The sequence below is a fragment of the Bacillus sp. EB106-02-03-XG38 genome (genome assembly GCF_058792175.1).
Map to the genome: position 1 here is coordinate 457,115 of NZ_JBYTED010000003.1, position 23,196 is coordinate 480,310.

Annotated in this window: 25 protein-coding genes and 1 other annotated feature; of the genes, 22 read left to right on the forward strand and 3 right to left on the reverse strand. The window is 37.1% G+C overall.

From position 1 onward, the window contains the following. Positions 1-13: 13 nt before the first annotated feature. The 5 genes from mnmA to AC3WTI_RS16845 all read left to right on the forward strand — a co-directional run bounded on the left by mnmA (position 14) and on the right by AC3WTI_RS16845 (position 4,795). A complete protein-coding gene (gene mnmA, locus AC3WTI_RS16825; RefSeq protein ID WP_087957028.1) occupies positions 14-1,129 on the forward strand; it encodes a tRNA 2-thiouridine(34) synthase MnmA in 1,116 nt (371 codons plus the stop codon). Positions 1,130-1,239: 110 nt separating this feature from the next. Further along, positions 1,240-1,899 carry a tetratricopeptide repeat protein gene (locus AC3WTI_RS16830; protein ID WP_097841223.1) on the forward strand — a complete coding sequence of 220 codons (660 nt, stop codon included), beginning with the start codon at positions 1,240-1,242 and terminating at the stop codon, positions 1,897-1,899. A 96-nt stretch (positions 1,900-1,995) separates the two neighbouring features. Further along, positions 1,996-4,332, forward strand: coding sequence for an SF1B family DNA helicase RecD2 (gene recD2 / locus AC3WTI_RS16835; protein ID WP_087957026.1), 2,337 nt, complete (start codon positions 1,996-1,998; stop codon positions 4,330-4,332). A 127-nt stretch (positions 4,333-4,459) separates the two neighbouring features. Beyond that, a complete protein-coding gene (locus AC3WTI_RS16840) occupies positions 4,460-4,648 on the forward strand; it encodes a YrzR-like zinc ribbon domain (protein ID WP_000469281.1) in 189 nt (62 codons plus the stop codon). An 18-nt stretch (positions 4,649-4,666) separates the two neighbouring features. Continuing rightward, positions 4,667-4,795: a YrzQ family protein gene (locus tag AC3WTI_RS16845; protein WP_001053553.1), complete on the forward strand. Its 129-nt coding sequence runs from the start codon at positions 4,667-4,669 to the stop codon at positions 4,793-4,795. A 35-nt stretch (positions 4,796-4,830) separates the two neighbouring features. Here AC3WTI_RS16845 and AC3WTI_RS16850 read toward each other — a convergent pair whose 3' ends face one another. Next, positions 4,831-5,043 carry a hypothetical protein gene (locus AC3WTI_RS16850; RefSeq protein WP_000242555.1) on the reverse strand — a complete coding sequence of 71 codons (213 nt, stop codon included), beginning with the start codon at positions 5,041-5,043 and terminating at the stop codon, positions 4,831-4,833. Between the two features lie 175 nt (positions 5,044-5,218). On the opposite strand from AC3WTI_RS16850, the gene AC3WTI_RS16855 reads away from it, so the two are divergent. Beyond that, entirely contained in the window at positions 5,219-6,286 is a 1,068-nt protein-coding gene (locus AC3WTI_RS16855; protein WP_087957025.1) for an AI-2E family transporter, read from the forward strand. A 38-nt stretch (positions 6,287-6,324) separates the two neighbouring features. On the opposite strand, the gene AC3WTI_RS16860 is transcribed toward AC3WTI_RS16855, so the two are convergent. Further along, positions 6,325-6,669, reverse strand: a complete 345-nt coding sequence (locus AC3WTI_RS16860) for a PH domain-containing protein (RefSeq protein ID WP_097841222.1) — start codon at positions 6,667-6,669, stop codon at positions 6,325-6,327. A gap of 222 nt (positions 6,670-6,891) precedes the next feature. Then, positions 6,892-7,108: a binding site (T-box leader), on the forward strand. A gap of 40 nt (positions 7,109-7,148) precedes the next feature. Here AC3WTI_RS16860 and alaS point away from each other — a divergent pair. From alaS to AC3WTI_RS16920, 12 genes are all read left to right on the forward strand, one after another. Further along, on the forward strand, positions 7,149-9,791 hold the full coding sequence (gene alaS, locus AC3WTI_RS16865) for an alanine--tRNA ligase (RefSeq protein ID WP_087957023.1): 2,643 nt from the start codon (positions 7,149-7,151) through the stop codon (positions 9,789-9,791). Positions 9,792-9,867: 76 nt separating this feature from the next. Further along, positions 9,868-10,134 (forward strand): IreB family regulatory phosphoprotein, encoded by a 267-nt coding sequence (locus tag AC3WTI_RS16870; protein ID WP_000348590.1) that lies wholly within the window; start codon positions 9,868-9,870, stop codon positions 10,132-10,134. 3 nt (positions 10,135-10,137) lie between these two features. Then, on the forward strand, positions 10,138-10,551 hold the full coding sequence (gene ruvX / locus AC3WTI_RS16875) for a Holliday junction resolvase RuvX (protein ID WP_001221193.1): 414 nt from the start codon (positions 10,138-10,140) through the stop codon (positions 10,549-10,551). A gap of 12 nt (positions 10,552-10,563) precedes the next feature. Continuing rightward, positions 10,564-10,842, forward strand: coding sequence for a DUF1292 domain-containing protein (locus AC3WTI_RS16880; protein WP_000392245.1), 279 nt, complete (start codon positions 10,564-10,566; stop codon positions 10,840-10,842). 218 nt (positions 10,843-11,060) lie between these two features. Continuing rightward, entirely contained in the window at positions 11,061-12,131 is a 1,071-nt protein-coding gene (gene mltG / locus AC3WTI_RS16885) for an endolytic transglycosylase MltG (protein ID WP_097841221.1), read from the forward strand. A gap of 202 nt (positions 12,132-12,333) precedes the next feature. Continuing rightward, on the forward strand, positions 12,334-12,975 hold the full coding sequence (locus tag AC3WTI_RS16890) for an O-methyltransferase (protein ID WP_088022460.1): 642 nt from the start codon (positions 12,334-12,336) through the stop codon (positions 12,973-12,975). A 7-nt stretch (positions 12,976-12,982) separates the two neighbouring features. Beyond that, positions 12,983-13,912, forward strand: a complete 930-nt coding sequence (locus AC3WTI_RS16895; protein ID WP_048531337.1) for a peptidase U32 family protein — start codon at positions 12,983-12,985, stop codon at positions 13,910-13,912. Positions 13,913-13,930: 18 nt separating this feature from the next. Beyond that, positions 13,931-15,211 carry a peptidase U32 family protein gene (locus AC3WTI_RS16900; protein ID WP_000217969.1) on the forward strand — a complete coding sequence of 427 codons (1,281 nt, stop codon included), beginning with the start codon at positions 13,931-13,933 and terminating at the stop codon, positions 15,209-15,211. Positions 15,212-15,229: 18 nt separating this feature from the next. Next, entirely contained in the window at positions 15,230-15,868 is a 639-nt protein-coding gene (udk, locus tag AC3WTI_RS16905) for a uridine kinase (RefSeq protein ID WP_000537078.1), read from the forward strand. Between the two features lie 277 nt (positions 15,869-16,145). Next, positions 16,146-16,622: a transcription elongation factor GreA gene (gene greA, locus AC3WTI_RS16910; RefSeq protein WP_000179964.1), complete on the forward strand. Its 477-nt coding sequence runs from the start codon at positions 16,146-16,148 to the stop codon at positions 16,620-16,622. Between the two features lie 92 nt (positions 16,623-16,714). After that, a complete protein-coding gene (locus tag AC3WTI_RS16915; RefSeq protein WP_087957020.1) occupies positions 16,715-18,469 on the forward strand; it encodes a peptidoglycan D,D-transpeptidase FtsI family protein in 1,755 nt (584 codons plus the stop codon). Between the two features lie 116 nt (positions 18,470-18,585). Beyond that, positions 18,586-19,233 (forward strand): YrrS family protein, encoded by a 648-nt coding sequence (locus AC3WTI_RS16920; protein ID WP_087957019.1) that lies wholly within the window; start codon positions 18,586-18,588, stop codon positions 19,231-19,233. A gap of 35 nt (positions 19,234-19,268) precedes the next feature. On the opposite strand, the gene AC3WTI_RS16925 is transcribed toward AC3WTI_RS16920, so the two are convergent. Further along, positions 19,269-19,484, reverse strand: a complete 216-nt coding sequence (locus AC3WTI_RS16925) for a YrzA family protein (RefSeq protein ID WP_000010984.1) — start codon at positions 19,482-19,484, stop codon at positions 19,269-19,271. Positions 19,485-19,620: 136 nt separating this feature from the next. Here AC3WTI_RS16925 and AC3WTI_RS16930 point away from each other — a divergent pair, with 136 nt between their 5' ends. The 4 genes from AC3WTI_RS16930 (at position 19,621) to AC3WTI_RS16945 (ending at position 23,112) form a co-directional block, all read left to right on the forward strand. Then, a complete protein-coding gene (locus tag AC3WTI_RS16930; RefSeq protein ID WP_087957018.1) occupies positions 19,621-20,259 on the forward strand; it encodes a class I SAM-dependent DNA methyltransferase in 639 nt (212 codons plus the stop codon). 14 nt (positions 20,260-20,273) lie between these two features. After that, positions 20,274-20,969 (forward strand): 5'-methylthioadenosine/S-adenosylhomocysteine nucleosidase, encoded by a 696-nt coding sequence (gene mtnN / locus AC3WTI_RS16935; protein ID WP_048531328.1) that lies wholly within the window; start codon positions 20,274-20,276, stop codon positions 20,967-20,969. Between the two features lie 82 nt (positions 20,970-21,051). Further along, positions 21,052-21,975 (forward strand): O-acetylserine dependent cystathionine beta-synthase, encoded by a 924-nt coding sequence (locus AC3WTI_RS16940; protein ID WP_097841220.1) that lies wholly within the window; start codon positions 21,052-21,054, stop codon positions 21,973-21,975. 3 nt (positions 21,976-21,978) lie between these two features. Then, positions 21,979-23,112: a bifunctional cystathionine gamma-lyase/homocysteine desulfhydrase gene (locus tag AC3WTI_RS16945; protein WP_087957015.1), complete on the forward strand. Its 1,134-nt coding sequence runs from the start codon at positions 21,979-21,981 to the stop codon at positions 23,110-23,112. Positions 23,113-23,196: the final 84 nt, after the last annotated feature.

A 23,196-nucleotide genomic window follows, 5' to 3' on the forward strand; every position in this document is an offset into this window, starting at 1 on the left:
GGGAGGTGACATGATGAACAAACTACCTCAAGAAACACGCGTTGTCATCGGAATGTCCGGTGGCGTCGATTCATCTGTAGCGGCTCTTTTATTAAAAGAGCAAGGTTATGATGTAATCGGAATTTTTATGAAAAACTGGGATGATACAGATGAGAATGGTATCTGTACAGCAACTGAAGATTACAATGATGTAATTGAAGTGTGTAACCAAATTGGCATTCCATATTATGCAGTAAACTTTGAAAAACAATACTGGGATAAAGTATTTACGTACTTCCTAGATGAGTACCGAGCTGGTCGTACACCAAACCCAGATGTAATGTGTAATAAAGAAATTAAATTTAAAGCATTTTTAGAGCATGCCATTGCGCTTGGTGCTGATTATGTAGCAACAGGTCATTATGCACGCGTTGCTTATATGGACGGCGAATATAAAATGCTTCGCGGCGTTGATGATAATAAGGACCAAACGTATTTCTTAAATCAATTAAGCCAAGAGCAATTATCAAAAACAATGTTCCCGCTCGGTGAACTGAAGAAACCACAAATTCGTGAAATGGCGAAAGAAGCTGGTTTAGCGACAGCGGCGAAAAAAGATAGTACTGGTATTTGCTTCATTGGTGAGCGTAACTTTAAAGATTTCTTAAGTAACTATTTACCAGCACAACCAGGTGTGATGCAAACATTATCTGGTGAAGTGAAAGGAAAGCATGACGGTTTAATGTACTATACAATTGGACAACGTCATGGCCTTGGTATTGGTGGTAACGGTGATCCCTGGTTTGCTGTTGGGAAAAACTTGAAAGAAAACATTTTATATGTGGATCAAGGATTCCATAACGAACTTCTATATGGTGATGAAGTTATTGCTACGAATATTGGTTGGGTAAGTAATGGAGCGAAAGAAAAAGAATTTAAATGCACAGCGAAATTCCGTTATCGTCAAGAAGACAATAAAGTAACGGTTCAAATCGTTGATGAAAATACAGTTCGTATTCTTTGTGACGAGCCAATTCGTGCAATTACACCAGGACAAGCAGTCGTTTTCTATGATGGAGATGAGTGCTTAGGCGGTGCTACAATTGATGAAGTGTACCGTAGCGGTAAGAAATTGGATTATTTAGGATAAAACGAGAAGCCTCTGCCGATTCGCGGTTAGAGGTTTCTTTTACATAAAGCGAATTTTCGTTCGCTTGGAAAATACATTCTTTGTTATAATTTGTTGTAGAGGTGAAGGACATGACAAACAAACTTGAAACAGGTATTCAATATATGCAAGAAGGAAACTGGGAAGAAGCTGCTAAAAATTTCACAGAAGCAATCGAAGAAAATCCGAAAGATGCGCTTGGATATATTAATTTTGCAAACTTATTAGATGTACTAGGTGACAGTGAGAGAGCCATTTTATTTTATAAACGTGCATTAGAGTTAGATGATAAATCTGCGGCTGCTTATTATGGGTTAGGAAACGTATATTACGGTCAAGAGCAATTTGCAGAGGCTAAAGCTGTATTTGAACAGGCGATGCAAGCTGGATTACAATCAGCTGATGTAACATTTATGTTAGGTATTACACATGTGCAACTTGGTAATGATCGCCTTGCGCTACCATTTTTACAAAGAGCAACAGAATTAGATGAAAACGATGTAGAAGCTGTGTTCCAGTGCGGACTTTGTTTTGCACGACTAGAACATATTCAAGAGGCAAAACCTTATTTTGAAAAGGTATTAGAAATGGATGAAGAGCATGCAGATGCGTATTATAATTTAGGCGTTGCGTACGTATTTGAAGAAAATAACGAGAAGGCTCTAGCTTTATTTAAAAAAGCAACTGAAATTCAACCAGATCACTTTTTAGCTGGTAATGGTGTTCGTTTATTAGAGCAAGAAGCTGAATAAGATGAAAATATAGTTAATGGGTAGTTATCCCTCATCTAAAGAGGTGGGGGATGTACTGCTCATTAAAGTGAAATGAAACCGGAAAGGAGAGGAAAGATGGGAAATCAACATGCAATGGATTTGTTTGAAGAAGAGAAAAAGTTTATAAAAGCGCAAGTTCTTCATACCATTTTCCACAACGAAGAAAACCTCTATTCCGTTGTTAGTATGAAAGTCATTGAAACGAATGAAACGTACGACGAAAAAAAAGTGATGATAAACGGTCATTTTCCCCGCATGCATGAAGATGAAGTGTTTACATTGACAGGGCATTTTAAAGACCATCCGAAGTATGGGAAACAATATTTAGTTGAAACGTTTAAGAAAGAATTGCCGCAAACAAAAGCTGGTATGGTGCAATATTTAGCGAGTGATTTATTTAAAGGAATAGGAAAGCGTACAGCTGAAAAAATTGTGGACCATCTCGGGGAACATGCCATTTCTAAAATTATGGATGATCCTGATGCTTTAAACGGTGTTGTCAATAAGCAAAAAGCGCAAGAAATATATGAGACAATTGTTGAACACCAAGGATTAGAGAAAGTAATGAGTTTTTTAAATGGTTACGGTTTTGGAACGAAGCTTTCTATTAAGATTTACCAGCAATATAAAGAGATGACATTGGAAGTGATTCGTAAAAATCCATATCAGCTTATTGAAGAAGTGGACGGGATTGGGTTTGGAAGAGCCGATGATATCGGACGTGCGTTAGGGATATCGGGTAATCACGACGACCGTGTACGTGCGGGATGTTTTTATACGCTAGAGAATGTATCGTTGCAGCTTGGCCATGTTTATATGGGAAAAGATCAACTTGTAAGAGAAACGATGTCACTTTTAAATAATCAAGAAGGACGAGTGACGGAGGAAGACATTGTAGATTGCATTGAAATGATGCAAAGTGAAGGGAAAGTCATCATAGAAGAAGAACGGATATATTTAGCATCGTTATTCTACTCTGAAAAAGGTGTTGTAAAGTCTATTCGTAGGCTTATGAATCAAGAAGAAACACCTTCATTTCCTGAAGCAGAAGTGTTAAAGACGTTAGGTGAAATTGAAGAACAACTGAATGTACAGTATGCACCATTTCAGCAAGAAGCAATTCAAACGGCACTTCATAAACCGATGATGTTATTAACAGGTGGACCAGGAACAGGGAAAACAACAGTTATTAAAGGAATTGTTGAAATGTATGCGTCACTTCACGGGCTATCGTTAAATCCGAATGAATACAGTGATGATAATCCATTTCCGATATTATTAACGGCTCCAACAGGAAGAGCAGCGAAGCGAATGAGTGAATCAACAGGGCTTCCAGCTTGCACAATTCACCGTTTACTTGGCTGGACGCCAGAAGGGTCTTTCCAGCGTAATGAAACGGACCCGGTACAAGGGAAATTGCTCATTATTGATGAATTTTCAATGGTTGATATTTGGCTGGCAAATCAGCTGTTTAAGTCATTGCCGACGAACATTCAAGTTATTGTTGTAGGTGATGAAGATCAGTTACCGTCTGTAGGGCCTGGACAAGTGTTGAAAGATTTATTGAATGCAGGTGCAGTTCCAACGGTAAAGCTTACTGAAATTTATCGTCAAGCGGAAGGTTCATCAGTTATTCAACTCGCCCATGCGATAAAAAATGGAACGCTCCCACCAGATTTAGCGCAAAATCAAAAAGATCGTTCATTTATCGGCTGTACAGGAGCTCAAATTGTTGAGGTTGTTAAGAAGGTTTGTGAGAATGCTAAGACAAAAGGGTTTAGCGCAAGAGATGTACAAGTATTGGCCCCGATGTATCGTGGCCCTGCCGGTATTAATGTACTAAACGAAGCGTTACAAGAAGTGTTTAATCCGAAAAGGGAAAAGAGTAAAGAAATTGCTTACGGTGATGTCGTATACCGACGAGGCGATAAAGTATTGCAGCTCGTTAATCAGCCAGAGAGCCAAGTGTTTAATGGTGATATTGGAGAAATTGTTTCGGTGTTTTATGCAAAAGAAAACGTTGAACAACAAGATATGATTATCGTTTCATTTGATGGAATTGAGGTAACATATACAAAGCCGGACTTAAATCAAATTACACATGCTTATTGCTGTTCGATTCATAAGTCGCAAGGTAGTGAGTTCCCGATCGTGATCATGCCGATAGTAAAAAGTTACAATCGTATGTTACGTCGTAATTTAATTTACACTGGCATTACAAGAAGTAAAAAGTTCCTCATTATTTGCGGGGAGGAAACAGCTTTCCAGTCTGGTGTAAATCGCCTTGATGATGCAATGCGTCAAACGACTTTAGCGAGTCGTTTGCAAGAATCACAAGGAGAAGTACAGATGGTAACAGTTAATGGGGAGGAAATGGACGTGGAAAACATTTCACCGTATGATTTCATGTAACAAGGTGAAATTATATAGTGAAACTTTCAAACGTATAACGTTCAAAGGCCCCAGCAATGTATAAATGAATGCGGTTTGGACATAATGGCGAATAGAATCTGGGAGACTGTAAGGAGATGAAAGCCATATGTTTATTTGTCCAAATTGCAAAGGGAAAGACATTGGAAAAATAGGTGTCAACCAATTTTATTGCTGGAATTGTTATATCGAATTATCGGTTTCAAAAGGGAAAATCCATACGCATCAAGTAGAGGAAGATGGTTCATTAAGCTCACTTGATGATTTATTTGATGAGAACGAAAGAACGATCGGATAACGAAAAGGGGGATTTACTTTGAATCTACGCAATTCATTAATCGCATTAGGTGTTGGAGCGGCAGCATATCAATATGCGCGCAAACAAGATGTATTTTCAAAACGCAATATGAAAAAAGCACGTAAGATGATTAAATCTTATTTATAAGCGTAAAAAACTCCCTTTATCATAAGGGAGTTTTTTTATGCACTTGTATGCAAATATAAAAGTCCAATTTCAGAAAAGAGATAAGATAGGCCGTAACATCCAACGCCAAGCATTCCGTAATGAAATAATTGCTTCGCTCTTTCTTTTCGTGAGGAACGAATAAAGAAACCTTTCCAAATACCAAACCCGATACAAACCCATTCAAGAATCATAAAAAGTGCTGATAATACGAGCATAAATAAAACCATTATGAGCCCTCCTGATTATATTGTTTCACGCTGCATTCTCAGGGGTGGTTGTCCCTATTATGTTATGTATATGTATGTCTTTACAAAACAGTATGGTCTGCACGAAAAGATTTTAAAACTTTTGCACATAACCTACCCTATTTATTTTCAAAATAAAGGTGAGGAGGTTTTTCGTGTGAAGAATCTTAAAATCATTTGGATATATCGTTTAGGGTTATTGTTACTTGTATTTCTTTGTTTGCTCGTCTTTTTAAAAATTAAACCGTTATGGGCACCGATTATTTTTGTATTCAAAGTGGCCATTACACCGTTTCTTATTGCGTGTTTTATCGCGTATTTATTGCACCCTTTAATTGAAAAAATTCATAAGGAAGGGATGCCGCGTACACTCGCTATTTTGCTCATTTACATCCTTTTCTTTGGAGGAATTGGTTATGGCATTTATAAAGGAACGCCAGTTGTGATTAAGCAATTACAAGAAATCAATGAACAATTCCCGCAGTTTACAAAAATGTATGATTCTTGGATGGATGGCGTTACGGAACAAACAGCAAATTTCCCGTCCTTTATTCATGAAAAGGTGAAACAAATTTTTGTTGGAGTAGAAACGAAGATACAAGCACTATTAAATAAAGTGATGAGCACTGCTCGTGGTGTATTAGACTCGTTACTCATTATTTTCTTAATTCCGTTCATTGTATTTTACATATTAAAAGATTACGGTGAGTTTTATCATATCTTTTGGAAACTAGTGCCGAGTAAGTGGCGTAGTACGGGGCAAATGCTGGCGAAAGAAATTGATAAGTCACTCGGAAGTTATATTCGAGGCCAGTTGTTTGTTTGCTTAGTATTAGGGGGCGTATCTGTTCTTTCTTTTTGGTTTATCGGTATGAAATATCCATTATTACTCGGCATTATAATTGGGGTAACGGATATAATCCCGTACTTCGGTCCTATTTTAGGAGCGATCCCGACGTTGATGATCGCGGCAACGGTATCAACGAGTTTACTTATTAAGGCAGGGATTACGATTGCTATTTTGCAATTTTTGGAAAGTAACATTTTATCCCCTTACATCGTTGGTAAGTCGCTTCGCATGCATCCTGTTATTATTATGCTGGCATTACTAGTTGGGGGAGAAGTGGCAGGGATTGTAGGATTATTAATATCAGTTCCAATTTTAGCGGTCATTCGTACAGTGATCGTTCATGTAAGGCCTCTTTGGAAAAAAGAAAATGTATAATAGGAAAGCCCTCTACTTATAAGAGTAGAGGGCTATGATTATTTAGAGAGTTGCTCGTGTACTTGTTGAACGAGAGTGCTTATATCGTTTGTTTGAATATGTTTTATTTTTTTCCATTCATTATCATACATAAATATAATTTGATTGCTGAAAAGAGGCGTTTGTTCTTTTAGGTCAGAAATTTTTTCGAAATAGTACTCTTCAAATAATGGGTTCTTACCTATATCTGGTCCATAAAAGAAGAGGCGTTTGTTCGTTAAAATTAACAGTCCTGGTCTTGCAACGGAACGATAAATATATATATCTAATGAACAGGCCACGTAAAATAATATTTTTTCGTCAGTCGTTAACATATTTTTAGCTTTGCCCAATAAGGTTGTCATTACGATCGCTCCTTTATTGTTGATAATTTAATTATAACGAAAATATAATATTTAGAAAAGTCCATAGAGGTAGTACAATTTAGTAATACATGCATAATATATGAAAAGGCTGTTAAGAATGAATAGTAGAATAGCTATGATTAATAAGCAATTGATATAATATAAATGATTATCTACATTGACAAACTTAAGAGAATTCTATTATATTTAGTCATATAATACATTAAATCAATGATGGAACAAGTACGTTACAGTCCATTTATAGAGAGAAGCTTCCATATGGCTGAAAGAAGCTTTAAATGAAGGGTAACAGAAAGCTAATCCTGAGAGCAGCTAATCACTGCCGTCTTGCCACGTTACGGCACCATGAGGTGATGAATTGATTGTTATAATCAATTCATAATTAGGGTGGTATCGCGAGTTAACTCTCGTCCCTTTTATAGGGGCGGGAGTTTTTTATATTTAAGGAGGAAAATACAATGAAACAACTAACAGGCGCACAAATTCGTCAAATGTTTTTAGACTTTTTCCAAGAAAAAGGACATGCAGTAGAACCTAGTGCATCACTAGTTCCACATGAAGATCCATCTCTTTTATGGATTAATAGTGGTGTAGCAACATTAAAGAAATATTTTGATGGACGTGTAATTCCGCAAAATCCACGTATTACAAATGCTCAAAAATCAATTCGTACAAACGATATTGAGAACGTAGGGAAAACAGCTCGTCACCATACATTCTTTGAAATGTTAGGAAACTTCTCAATCGGTGATTACTTTAAAGAAGAAGCAATTACTTGGGCTTGGGAATTCTTAACGAGCGACAAATGGATCGGATTCGATAAAGAATTACTATCGGTTACAATCCATCCAGAAGATGAAGAAGCATTCAAAATTTGGAATGAAAAAATGGGAGTTCCAAAAGAGCGTATCATTCGTTTAGAAGAAAACTTCTGGGATATCGGTGAAGGACCAAGTGGACCGAATACAGAGATTTTCTATGACCGCGGAGAAGCTTACGGTAATGACTTTAGTGATCCAGAATTATATCCAGGCGGAGAAAACGAGCGTTACTTAGAAGTATGGAACCTTGTATTCTCTCAATTTAACCATAATCCAGACGGTTCATATACACCGCTTCCTAAGAAAAACATCGATACAGGGATGGGTCTAGAGCGTATGACATCTATCGTTCAAGATGTACCTACAAACTTTGACACAGACTTATTCATGCCAATGATTGGTGCAACAGAAACAATCTCTGGTGAGAAATATCGCAATGGTGACTTAGAAAAAGATATGGCGTTTAAAGTAATCGCTGACCATATCCGTACAGTAACATTCGCTGTTGGTGACGGTGCTCTTCCATCTAACGAAGGCCGTGGTTATGTATTACGTCGTTTATTACGTCGTGCTGTTCGTTATTCTAAGAAATTAAACATCAACCGTCCATTCATGTTTGAATTAGTACCGGTTGTTGGAGAAGTAATGAAAGACTTCTATCCAGAAGTACTTGAAAAGAAAGATTTCATCGCAAAAGTTGTGAAAAATGAAGAAGAGCGTTTCCACGAAACACTTCATGATGGTGAAGCAATTCTAGCTGAAGTTATCGCAAAAGCAAAAGAAGAAAAAACAACTGTTATTTCTGGAGTAGATGCGTTCCGTCTATATGACACATACGGTTTCCCAATTGAATTAACAGAAGAATATGCAGAAGAAGCTGGTATGACAGTTGATCAAGAAGGTTTTGAAAATGAAATGGAAAAACAACGTGAGCGCGCACGTGCTGCTCGTCAAGACGTTGATTCTATGCAAGTTCAAGGCGGTGTCCTTGGAGAAGTGAAAGTAGCGAGTGAGTTCGTTGGTTACGGTACAGTTGCAACAGAAAGTAACGTTGTTGCACTTGTGAAAAACGGCGAATACACAGACAGCTTACAAGCTGGCGAAGAAGGACAACTAATGCTTGATGTAACACCATTCTATGCTGAGAGCGGCGGACAAATTGCAGACCGTGGTTACCTTCTTGCTGATGGCGTGAAAGTTCTTGTAAAAGACGTACAAAAAGCACCAAACGGTCAAAACTTGCACAAAGTTGTTGTGGAAGAAGGTACATTAACGAAAGATGCAGCTGTGAAAGCTATTATCGATACGAAAAACCGTAGTAGCGTTGTGAAAAACCATACAGCAACTCACTTACTACACCAAGCATTAAAAGACGTACTTGGAACGCACGTTAACCAAGCAGGTTCTCTTGTAACTTCTGAACGTCTACGTTTTGACTTCTCTCACTTCGGTCAAGTACAAGCTGACGAATTAGAAAAAATTGAGCGTATCGTAAACGAGAAAATTTGGGAAAGTATTGATGTTGAGATTTCTCAAAAAGCAATCGAAGAAGCGAAAGAAATGGGTGCAATGGCATTATTCGGTGAAAAATACGGTGATGTTGTACGCGTTGTACAAGTTGGCGATTATAGCTTAGAGCTTTGCGGTGGTTGTCACGTTGATAACACAGCTTCTATCGGTATTTTCAAAATCGTTGCTGAGTCTGGTATCGGTGCAGGAACTCGTCGTATTGAGGCGGTAACTGGTAAGTCTGCTTATGAATTAATGAACGATCAAGTAGGTTTATTAAAAGAAGCAGCAGGAAAAATGAAAACAAATCCGAAAGACATTTTAACAAGAGTTGACGGTTTATTTGCTGAAGTAAAACAACTTCAAAAAGAAAACGAATCTCTTGCAGCGAAATTAAGCAATATTGAAGCTGGAAACTTAACTGATTCAGTAATGACAGTTGATGGCGTAAACGTATTAGCGGCAAAAGTAAATGTTGCAGATATGAACAACTTACGTACGATGATGGATGACCTAAAAAACAAATTAGAATCTGCAGTTGTCGTATTAGCGTCTGTAAATGATGACAAAGTAAACATCTTAGCTGGCGTAACGAAAGATTTAATTAGCCAAGGATACCATGCTGGTAAACTTGTGAAAGAAGTAGCTTCTCGTTGTGGCGGTGGCGGTGGTGGCCGTCCTGATATGGCACAAGCGGGCGGTAAAAACCCAGCGCAAGTTGAGGAAGCTTTAGCATTTGTACAAGAGTACGTTAAATCTGTTTCAAAATAAAGAGATAGTAGTGTACAATGGTAGGGAGAGGAGAAGTTCTTCTCCCTATACTTACTATATAAGTGAGGTGCTTGAAATGGACGGTTTTGATAAAACAATGAAGTTTAGCATTCAAGATGAAAAACAGAGTGTCCATGTTAATGATGTACTTTTAACTGTGTATGATGCACTTCAAGAAAAAGGCTATAATCCGATTAACCAAATCGTCGGTTATTTATTAAGTGGAGACCCAGCATACATACCTCGCCATAAAGATGCACGAAGCATCATTCGCAAGCTTGAACGTGATGAATTAATTGAAGAGCTTGTGAAGTCTTACTTGAAACATCATCGTGAGGAGTAATTTATGCGGATATTAGGTTTAGATGTAGGTACAAAAACAGTCGGAGTTGCAATTAGCGACGAAATGGGCTGGACAGCGCAAGGACTTGAAACAATCAAGATTAACGAAGAACGAGGTCACTTTGGTTTTGACCGTATTTCTGAGTTAGTAAAGCAGTACAATGTGGACAAAATAGTAGTAGGTTTACCTAAAAATATGAATGGTACAATTGGCCCGCGTGGTGAAGCGTGCCAACAATTTGCAGAAAACCTACGAGAACTGTTACAATTAGACGTTGTAATGTGGGACGAGCGTTTGTCAACGATGGCAGCGGAACGTTTACTCATTTCAGCTGATGTAAGCCGTAAGAAGCGAAAGCAAGTAATCGATAAGATGGCTGCGGTCGTAATCTTACAAGGATTTTTAGATAGTAAATAAGAGGTGACCAAAATGGAAGAAAATCAAATTACAATTGTAGACGAAAAAGGTAACGAACATTTATGTGAAATTATTTTCACTTTTGATGCTGAAAAATTTGGCAAAAAATCATACGTAGTCTTCTCTCCAATCGGTGAAGTAGACGAAGATGGAGACCCAATTTATGATGCAATGGCTTATGAGCAAAATGAAGAAGAGGGCGGAAGTTTACTTCCAATCGAATCTGAAGAAGAGTGGGAAATGGTACAAGAAATGTTCAACACTCTTGCTGATGAGCAAGAAGCTGAATAATAAGTACTGAAAAGGTGGACGATATATCGTCCACCTTTTTTTTGTATGTAAAATGAAAGATTTTTTGTCGAAACTGCGCAATCCTTTGTAGTATAATGAGACGGATTGTAGAAAAATAAAGTATCTGTCAAAAATGATAGGTAAGTTTATTGTGATTTTTCATTGTGTTGTATAGAAAGATGTACATATGGCCTACAATTGAATAAGGAGGAAGAGTTTTGGTAGAGAATCAAGTGAAAAAGAAGCGTAGACGCATTTTTTTATTTTCGATTATTGCACTGCTTTTAGTTTGTGGTTCAGTCTATGCGTATATTTCATCCGCATTAGGACCAGTCGCTAGCGGGAATAAAAAAGAGATTGAAGTAGAAATTCCAAAGGGAGCATCTACTAGTAAAATTGGTGAGATTTTAGAAGAAAAAGGTGCTGTGAAAAACGGTACAGTTTTTAGTTTTTATACGAAGGCTAAATCTAAAAATTTACAAGCGGGTACATATTTATTAAATCCTTCAATGAGTGCCTCAGATGTTATTGAGCAAATGTCATCGGGTAATGTACATCGTCCAGCTCTTTATAAAGTGACGATAAAAGAAGGTGCGCAAGTAACTGAAATTGCAGAAACGGTTGCAAACGAATTGAAGTGGAATAAAGATGATGTTGTACGTCAATTGAACGATAAAGCATTTATTCAAAAAATGCAGAAAAAGTATCCGAAGTTGTTAACGGATAAAATCTTTGATAGCAATATTAAATATCCATTAGAAGGTTATTTATATCCTGCGACGTACTCTTTCTATAAAAAAGATACGACGTTAGAAGAAATTGTAATTTCAATGCTTGAGAAAACAAATGCAATCATTGTTCAAAACGAAGCGAAAATGAAAGCAAAGAACTGGGATGTTCATCAGCTTCTAACATTGTCTTCACTTATTGAAGAAGAGGCAACAGGCTTTACAGATCGTCAAAAGATCTCTAGCGTCTTTTATAATCGTTTAGCGAAAGGTATGCCTCTGCAAACGGATCCAACGGTATTATACGCACTTGGAAAGCATAAGCAACGTGTATTATACGAAGATTTAAAGATAAACTCACCATACAATACGTATGTTGTAAAGGGATTGCCAGTTGGCCCAATTGCAAACTCTGGTAAACATTCAGTGGAAGCAGCGTTAGAGCCCGCGCAAACAGATTATTATTATTTCTTAGCTGCACCATCTGGTGAAGTGTACTATGCGAAAACATTGGAAGAGCATAATGCACTAAAGCAAAAATATATTACGAAAAAACAGTGAAATGGGGAGGGATAGCGAAAAATGTCGCACATCCCTCTTTTTTGTGGTAAAATATATCGGGTTAAAAACTGGCAGAAGAATCGTTTTTAATATCAAAACGGGACGTACAAGCTAAGGGTAAAGCTGGCTTGTATTTTTATTGCATTCTATGTGTGAAAAGACGTCATAGAGGCACTTCTCCATGTAAATAAGGAGGACCATTATGGAGGATGCAGTTAACGAGTACCTATTATCATTTATTGATCCGAAAGATAAATTAATTCTTGAAATGGAAGACTATGCGAAAGAAAATCATGTGCCGATTATGGATCGACTTGGAATGGAATTTATGTTGCAATTTTTACGTTTAATTGGACCAAAAAGCATTTTAGAGCTGGGTACAGCGATTGGCTATTCTAGTATTCGTATGATGCAAGCTATTCCAGATTCTCGTATTGTGACAGTTGAGCGCAATCGCGAGCGATATGAAAAAGCACTTGAATATATAGAACGTTCACCAGTTAAAGAGCGTATTTCTGTTATTTACGGTGATGCGTTAGAAACAGGCGAGCAAGTAGAAGAACACGGAACATTTGACGTTATTTTTATTGATGCAGCAAAAGGACAATATCGTCGCTTTTTTGACTTATATGAACCGTTATTAAATCCTGGTGGCGTAATTATTTCAGATAATGTTATGTACCATGGGCTTGTAACAACAAAAGAGAAAATTGAAAACAGACGTACACGTGGTTTAATCCGTCGTATTAAGACGTACAATGAATGGCTTATGAATCATGAAGGATATGATACAACGATTTTCCCAATTGGTGATGGAGTAGCTGTTAGTAAAAAGAGAGGGTGACCAAGGTATGAAGAAACCTGAATTGTTAGTAACGCCAAAAGCAGTGGCGGACATCGAACCTCTTGCGAAAGCAGGAGCAGATGCGGTAATGATCGGTGAGCAAAAGTTTGGTTTACGTTTAGCAGGGGAATTTTCACGTGAAGATGTGAAACAAGCTGTGAAGATTGCACATGAAAATGGTGTAAAAGTATACGTAGCAATGAACGCTATGTTCCACAATGATAAAGTAGAAGAATTAACAGATTATGTTGCATTTTTAAACGAAGTCCATGTAGATGCAATTGTTTTCGGAGATCCAGCAGTATTAATGGCGGTTCGCGAAGTAGCACCAAATATGCAATTGCACTGGAATACAGAAACAACAGCAACAAACTGGTTTACTTGTAACTACTGGGGACAAAGAGGAGCAAAACGTGCTGTATTAGCTCGTGAGCTTAGCTTAGATGAAATTGTTGAATTAAAAGAAAATGCTGAAGTGGAACTTGAAGTACAAATTCACGGTATGACTTGTATGTTCCAATCGAAGCGTTCATTGGTAGGAAACTACTTTGAGTATCAAGGACGTAATCTTGACATTGAAAAGAAAAAATATGAAGAGAATATGTTCTTATATGACCCAGAGCGTAACAACAAATATCCAATTTATGAAGATGAAAATGGTACTCACATTATGAGTCCAAACGATATTTGTTTCATTGATGAGTTAGAAGAGCTAATTGATGCGGAAGTCGATAGCTTAAAAGTTGATGGTGTACTAAAAAGCTCTGCATACATTATTGAGGTAACGAAGAAATATCGTAAAGCAATTGATTTATGTGTAGAAGATCGTGATGCGTATTATGACGTGAAAGACGATTTATATAAAGAGATAGAAGAAATGCAACCAGTAAATCGTCCGTTAGATACGGGATTCTTCTTTAAAGAGACGGTTTACTAAACGAGGAGGGTGTAGGAAATGACTGTACAAGAAATTTCACGAGTGATCGATGGCAAACGCGTTATTGTGAAGAAACCTGAACTGTTAATCCCTGCGGGTAACTTAGAAAAATTAAAAGTAGCTATCCATTACGGGGCAGATGCTGTATATTTAGGTGGACAAGAATTTGGTCTTCGTTCGAATGCAGGTAACTTTACACTGGAAGAAATGGCAGAAGGTGTGGAATTTGCAAAGAAATATGGAGCAAAAATATATGTAACAACAAATATCTTTGCACATAATGAAAATATGGACGGGCTAGAGGAATATTTAAAAGGGATTGAAAAAGCTGGCGTAACGGGAATTATCGTTGCTGATCCGCTTATTATTGAGACTTGTAAACGTGTGGCGCCTTCTGTTGAGGTACATTTAAGTACACAACAATCACTATCCAACTGGAAAGCAGCACAGTATTGGAAAGAAGAAGGTTTACATCGTCTTGTATTAGCTCGTGAAGCAAGCTATGAAGAAATGAAAGAAATTAAAGAAAAAGTGGATATTGAAATTGAAGCATTTGTCCATGGTGCAATGTGTATCGCATATTCAGGTAGATGTACGTTAAGTAACCATATGACAGCACGTGACTCTAACCGTGGTGGTTGTTGTCAGTCTTGCCGCTGGGACTATGATTTAGTTCAAACAGTATCACAACATAAAGATGCAAAAGAGCTTCCTCTATTCCAAGAAGAAGATGCTCACTTTGCAATGAGTCCAAAAGACTTAAATTTAATTTTATCAATTCCGAAAATGATTGAAATTGGCATTGATAGCTTAAAAGTTGAAGGACGTATGAAATCAATCCATTACGTAGCGACTGTAGCGACAGTATACCGTAAAGTAATTGATGCGTATTGTGCGGATCCTGATAACTTTGAGTTTAAACAAGAATGGTTAGATGAGCTTGATAAATGTGCAAATCGTGATACAGCTCCTGCATTCTTTGAAGGGGTTCCAGGACATCAAGAGCAAATGTTTGGAAATCATAGTAAGAAAACAACGTATGATTTCGCTGGTTTAGTGTTAGATTATAATGAAGAAACGGGCATCGTAACGATTGAGCAACGTAATCATTTCAAACCAGGACATGAAGTGGAGTTCTTTGGACCAGAAATAGAAAACTTTACGCAAACGGTGGAGAAAATTTGGGATGAGGATGGAAACGAATTAGATGCAGCGAGACATCCGTTGCAAATCGTGAAATTCAAAGTGGATCAACCAGTGTATGTGAATAATATGATGCGCAAAAGCATACTTCAATAAGAAAGAGTTGATAGTCGAATGGGGACGAATAAGCCTGTTGTAATTGGAATTGCTGGTGGTTCGGGATCAGGTAAAACGAGTGTAACGAAAGCGATTTTTGACCATTTTAAAGGTCATTCTATTTTAATCTTGGAGCAAGATTATTATTACAAAGATCAAAGCCATTTACCAATGGAAGAGCGTTTAAAAACAAATTATGATCATCCGCTTGCGTTTGATAATGATCTGTTAATTGAACATTTGCAGCAGTTGCTTGCATATGAGCAAATTGATAAGCCTGTATATGACTATACATTGCATACGCGTTCAGAAGAAATTATTCCAGTTGAGCCGAAAGATGTAATCATTTTAGAAGGAATTCTTATTTTAGAAGACCCACGTCTTTGTGAGTTAATGGACATTAAGTTATTCGTTGATACAGATGCAGATCTTCGTATTCTGCGCCGCATGCAGCGTGATATTAAAGAACGCGGTCGTACGATGGATTCAGTTATTGATCAATACGTAAATGTTGTACGTCCAATGCACAATCAATTTATTGAGCCTTCTAAGAAATTTGCGGATATCATTATCCCTGAAGGTGGACAAAACCACGTTGCAATTGATATTATGGTTACAAAAATTGCAACAATTCTTGAACAAAAAGTAAATTTGTAATAGCATAGTAAAAGATATACGGTAGGAAGGGATTTTTTCCCTTCCTATCGAATACAATGAAACATGCAACCTCATCTATATATAGGTGAGGGCATATTTATATCAACTTTCCATACATATCTTCTTTATATAAAGAAGAATTGGGAATACGGGGTTGTATGTGACAACTCCGCTAGTACAGGCGTGCTAGAAACCTCCGCTCTACATAAAGCGGGGGAGTTTTCATATGGAACTCCTCTTTTTTTCGGGGGATTGGTATATAAAAGGAGTGGAAAATATGGCAACAGAAAAAACATACCCTATGACGCAAGAGGGTAAGCAAAAGCTAGAGAACGAACTTGAGGATTTAAAAACGGTAAAACGTAAAGAGGTTGTAGAGCGCATTAAGATTGCACGTAGCTTCGGAGATCTTTCTGAGAACTCTGAGTACGATGCAGCAAAAGATGAGCAAGCGTTCGTAGAAGGACGTATTACACAATTAGAAAACATGATTCGTAACGCAGTTATCATCACAGATAACGGTGAAGAATCTACAGTTGTTACATTAGGTAAAACAGTAACATTTAAAGAGTTACCAGGTGGAGATGAAGAATCTTACACAATCGTAGGTAGCGCAGAAGCAGACCCATTTGAAGGAAGAATTTCTAACGATTCTCCAATCGCAAAAAGCTTATTAGGTAAGCAAATTGGTGAGAAGGTAGCAATCCAAACTCCAGGTGGAGAAATGCAAGTAGAGATTATCTCTGTAAAATAATTAAAAATCACTCGTGTAAAAGCGAGTGATTTTTTTATTTGTATAAAAGATGAAACACTCCGTCCAAACTATAGTAGACGAGGTGTTTTTGGATGGAAATAAACCGGAGAATTATAATTGTTTTAATTTGTTTTATAAGTGTCATGTTTATATTACTTTGTCGTTTAATTCAAATACAAATTATAGATACGGAATCATTTACGGATCGTAAGATTAATTTAATTGAAAAAAGTGTTACACAACGGACGCAATCTATTACGATAGATGATGGACGAGGCTATTTTATAGACCGAAACGGTAAGGAAATAGGAGAGAAAAAGTATCCTGTTTTAATTGTTTTTCCATTTCTACAAATAAAAAATGACATGTTAGAGAAAATTGCGCATATCATTGGTGTGTCGAGACAAGAGATTGAAAGTCAAATGAAAGATAAGAAAAATGCATTTATCATGCAAAGGGGAAATGGTCCATTTCGATTGGCACGAGAGCAGATGGAGAAGGTAAATCAATTAAATGTATTAGGTATTGTAGCAGCTGAAGTTCGTTTACGGCAAACTGGCACGATGAATCATTTAGTTGGTAATGTGGGTGAGAATGAACGAGAATTTCAAAAACGATACGGCGAAGTAAGAAAAATTTCAAAGCAAACGCAAATTGGTATTTCAGGATTGCAGCAATCATTTGATGAATTTCTTTTGACTGATGGAGAGGCAAAAGTATTGTATCAGGTGGACCGACAAGGAGAACCGATTTTTGGGAAACAAGCGAAATATACGTCGCCTGGAAATCCGTTTTACCCAGTGACGATTCAAACTACTCTACATAACGAATTACAGCAAAAAGCAGAAGAGGTGGTTGAAGCAAGCGAAATAAAGAAGGGAGGATTAGTGTTACTTGATGTAAAGAAAAATGAAATTTTAGCGATGGTCAGTAAACCATCTGTACAGGTGAAAGATGAGAGGTTATATAAAACTACACTTGAAAATCAAATGTTAATACCACATTTTCCTGGCTCTGTTTTTAAAACAATAGTTGCAGCGGCAGCAATTGATTATAATGAAAATGTTTTTAATCGCACATTTAATTGTAATAAAGATTTATATGGTGAAGACCACCCGCAAGTTATGATGGGGAAACTTAGTTTTAAAGAGAGCTTTGCTAGAAGCTGTAACAGGGCATTTTCAGAGTTAGGTAACGAGTTAATGCAAAGGGATAAGATGGTGTTAGAAAGTTACGTAGCAGCTTTAGGAGCCGCTGATAAGGTTGGATGGAGAGGTCCTGTATTTCATACAACTCATTTTGAGCAAATGCCAGAAGAGAAGAGCGTTACGATTTGGGGGAATGAAGGAAGTAAGAATAGTAAAAAGGCAGTAGCACAAACAGCAATTGGACAGAAAGATGTACGTATGTCACCTCTAGCGATTGCAAATATGATGGCGACAATTGCTAGAGATGGAGAAAAGATGGAAGTGAAAGCTGTTGAAAAGATAATGTATAAAAATGGAACGGACTTTTATACATTTGAAAACCATGCATTAGGTGGAAAACAGCTTCCGTATGAAACAGTGAAAAAATTACAACAGCTATTAAGGAGCGTTGTAACAACGGAGAAAGGAACAGGAGCAGCATTCAGGTCATTACCACTAAGTGTCGCCGGAAAATCTGGGACAGCGCAAACAGGAAAAGGAATGAAAGAGAATCGTTGGTTTGCAGGTTACTTTCCATATGAAAATCCAAGATATGCTTTAGTTGTCGTGGATATAGAAACGAATAGCAATGTAAATGCAGTTACACCTATTTTCAAAGCTATCGTGGAATCAATCTATCGATTAGAGAAGGAAAAGTAATCTTGCAATTCATAGTGAAATGTTTTCATTTCGTGAAAATATTATTGTAAATGTTCAACCTTTCTAGATTTAATGTTACAATAGCAAGTATGAAAAACTGCATGGAGGTTTGAAGAATGGCAGGAGGATCTAGATTCCAACAGAAACAACAAAAACGTCGTCAAAACGGTGTTTTAAATATTGCAATCGCAATTGTATTAATATTAGTAGCTATTGTATCATATCAATTGTTTGTTCCTGAAAGAAAAGAACAAGCGTCTTCTAGTGACAAAAAAGTAGCTCAGCAAACAACGAAAGAGAATAAGTCTGAGAACACTAAGGGCAAAGAAGAGACGAAAAAGAACGAGCAAGAGAAGGCACAGGCTAAGGAGAAAGAAGAAGAGAAGCTAAAGGCTGAAGAAGAACAGAAAAAAGCTGAGGAAGAAGCGAAAGCTAACGAGAAAGTACCAGCTGAGAAAACACAGCCAAAGGCAACTGACGCTTATACGAAATCTTCTTGGAAGCCAGTAGGTACAGAGCAAGGTGCAACACCTGCGATGACGTTTAAAAAAGGTACAGCAGATTGGAATGAGATGAACCAAGCAATTTCAGCTGCAATTGACGTTCCAGTAGAGCAATTAGTTATTCATCGAATCGGAAATAACGGTAAAAATAAAGCTTACGGTAACGTACAAGATAAACAATCAGGTAAAAGATATTATGTAAATATTGATTGGGTAGACAATGAGGGCTGGAAACCAGTGCTTGTTCAAACTCTAAACTAAAAAAAGAGAAGCTCCTGAGGAGCTTCTCTTTTTTATTAGCGTAATTTCTTTAATTTAAAATGAACAACTGCGCTATAATACGGTCTTTTGCTTTCGGGATCCATAACCATTTGATGCGAGATGTGATGAACTTCAAGCATGAGTGCTTTATTATTATCAATTTGTTCACTAATTTTTCGTTCTAAAGAAGCTAAGTCTCCCGCTTCAAAAAATTCCACTTTATCTTCTAACATTTCAAAGGTAAATGACATGAAGACGGCCCCTCTCCTATGTAATCAACTATAGTGTAACAAAGAAAAGAAGGAAATACCATGTACATTTCAATTGACATTTTTAGAAAGAGGGAATATCATACTGATAAAACCGATAAGAAAAAGGGGAATTTTTATGGGTACAGAATTTAATGGTTTATTTGACGAGTGGGCTCATACGTACGACACATTTGTACAAGGTGAAGATATACAATATAAAGAAGTTTTCGCCCATTATGAGGACATTCTAGAGGATGTAGTTAACAAGTCATTTGGTAACGTATTAGAATTTGGTGTTGGTACTGGTAATTTAACAAATAAATTATTACTTGCTGGCCGCACAGTTTACGGTATAGAGCCGTCACGTGAAATGCGCATGATTGCAAAAGAGAAATTGCCGCAAGAGTTTTCTATTACAGAAGGTGATTTTCTTTCATTTGAAGTCCCAAATTCAATTGATACCATAGTAAGCACCTATGCATTTCATCACTTAACAGATGATGAAAAAAATGTAGCTATTGCGAAGTATAGTCAATTGCTAAACAAAGGTGGTAAAATAGTGTTTGCTGATACGATATTTGCAGATCAAGATGCATATGATAAAACTGTTGAAACAGCAAAACAAAGAGGTTTTCATCAGTTAGCAAACGATTTGCAAACTGAATACTATACACGTATTCCAATCATGCAGTCTATTTTTGAAAACAATGGCTTCCATATAACGTTTACGAGATTAAATCATTTCGTTTGGGTAATGGAGGCAACTAAGCAATAGAAAGAGGGATTAGATTGAGAATTGCTGTAATTGGAGCAATGGAAGAAGAAGTACGTATTTTACGTGACAAATTAGAACAAGCAGAAACAGAAACGGTGGCGGGTTGTGAATTTACGAAAGGACAATTAGCAGGACATGAAGTAATCTTGTTAAAGTCTGGTATTGGTAAAGTAAATGCAGCGATGTCAACGACAATTTTATTAGAAAGATATAAGCCTGAAAAAGTAATTAATACTGGTTCAGCTGGTGGCTTCCATCATTCTCTAAATGTTGGAGATGTAGTTATTTCAACAGAAGTTCGTCATCATGACGTAGATGTAACAGCATTTAATTATGAGTATGGTCAAGTACCAGGAATGCCCCCTGGATTCAAGGCTGATGAAGCATTAGTTACATTAGCTGAGAAATGTATGCAGGCAGAAGAAAATATTCAAGTTGTAAAAGGTATGATTGCAACAGGCGATTCATTTATGAGTGATCCGAACCGCGTAGCAGCAATTCGTGATAAATTTGAAGATCTTTATGCAGTAGAAATGGAAGCAGCAGCTGTTGCACAAGTATGCCACCAATATGAAGTTCCGTTTGTTATTATTCGTGCACTTTCTGATATTGCTGGTAAAGAATCAAATGTTTCATTTGATCAATTTTTAGATCAAGCAGCTCTTCATTCTACAAACTTTATCGTAAAAGTACTAGAAGAGTTAAAGTAATGTAACAAAAAGGCAACTGTCTCATATAAAGAAAATACATACAGTTGCCTTTTCTTTATTGGCAAATAAGGGGGAGAACACGATGAATATATATCGTGGAGTTCATGAATTAATTGGTCATACACCAATTGTAGAAATTACTCGTTTTTCACTTCCAGAAGGGGTCCGTTTATTTGCAAAGCTTGAATTTTATAACCCAGGTGGAAGCGTTAAGGATCGCTTAGGAAGAGAACTAATAGAAGATGCGCTAGAAAAAGGGCTTGTAACTCAGGGTGGAACAATTATTGAACCGACTGCCGGAAATACTGGTATTGGACTGGCACTTGCAGCGTTACAACATGATTTACACGTTATCGTTTGTGTACCAGAGAAATTTAGTATTGAAAAACAAGAGTTAATGAAAGCGCTAGGCGCAACGGTTGTGCATACGCCGACTGAGCAAGGAATGACTGGTGCAATTGCAAAAGCAAAAGAACTAGTAAATGAAATACCAAATTCATACTCTCCAAGTCAGTTTGCGAATGAAGCAAACCCTCGTGCTTATTTCAAAACACTAGGTCCTGAACTGTGGTCGGCACTTAACGGAGAGATTAACATATTTGTTGCAGGAGCAGGAACTGGTGGTACATTCATGGGGACTGCATCTTATTTGAAAGAAAAAAATATAGATATAAAAACGGTTATTGTAGAACCAGAAGGATCCATTTTGAATGGTGGTAAAGCTGGATCGCATGAAACAGAAGGGATTGGCCTTGAATTTATCCCGCCATTTTTGAAAACATCTTATTTTGATGACATTCATACAATTTCTGATCGAAATGCTTTTTTAAGAGTGAAGGAATTAGCGCAAAAAGAAGGACTGCTCGTTGGGAGCTCTTCAGGAGCAGCGTTTCATGCAAGTTTACTTGAAGCAGAGAAAGCGGAGCCAGGTACAAATATTGTAACGATTTTTCCTGATAGTAGTGAGCGCTATTTAAGTAAAGACATATACAAAGGATGGGAATAAAAAATGAGAGCAAAGACAAAGTTAATTCATGGTATTCGCATAGGAGAACCTTCAACTGGATCTGTAAATGTACCGATTTATCAAACAAGTACGTACAAACAAGAAGCAGTTGGTAAGCATCAAGGATATGAATATTCACGTACAGGCAACCCAACACGTGCAGCTTTAGAAGAAATGATTGCTGTATTAGAAAACGGCCATGCTGGTTTTGCATTTGGTTCAGGAATGGCTGCTATTACAGCTACAATTATGTTGTTCTCAAAAGGTGACCACGTTATTTTAACAGATGATGTGTATGGGGGAACGTACCGTGTGATTACGAAAGTATTAAACCGCTTCGGTATTGAGCATACATTTGTAGATACAACAAACTTAGAGGAAGTTGTAGAAGCAATTCGTCCAAACACGAAAGCGATTTATGTGGAAACGCCAACGAACCCATTATTGAAAATTACTGATATTAAAAAAATATCTACTCTTGCTAAAGAGAAAGATTTATTAACAATTATTGATAACACATTCATGACGCCATATTGGCAGTCCCCGATTTCTTTAGGAGCAGACATTGTACTTCATAGTGCAACGAAATATTTAGGAGGTCATAGTGATGTAGTTGCAGGTCTAGTAGTTGTAAATAGTCCGCAATTAGCAGAAGACCTTCACTTTGTACAAAATTCAACAGGAGGCATTCTTGGCCCACAAGATAGCTTCTTACTACTTCGTGGTTTAAAAACATTAGGAATTCGAATGGAAGAGCATGAAACGAATTCACGCGCTATTGCTGAGTTTTTAAATAACCATCCAAAAGTAAATAAAGTATTTTACCCAGGCCTTGCATCACATCCAAACCATGAACTTGCAACAGAACAAGCAAATGGATTTGGTGCTATTATCTCATTTGATGTAGATAGCGAAGAAACATTAAATCAAGTACTTGAGAAATTACAATACTTTACACTTGCTGAAAGTTTAGGAGCAGTAGAAAGTTTAATTTCTATCCCATCTCAAATGACACATGCATCAATCCCAGCAGATCGTCGTAAAGAGTTAGGAATTACAGATACATTAATTCGAATTTCTGTCGGTATTGAAGACGGTGAAGATTTAATTGAAGATTTAGCACAAGCACTAGCATAGTAAAAATGCACTGCTCATATAGGCGGTGCATTTTTATTATGTTATTTTGTGAAATGTTTCACAAAATAGACATACACAAATGAA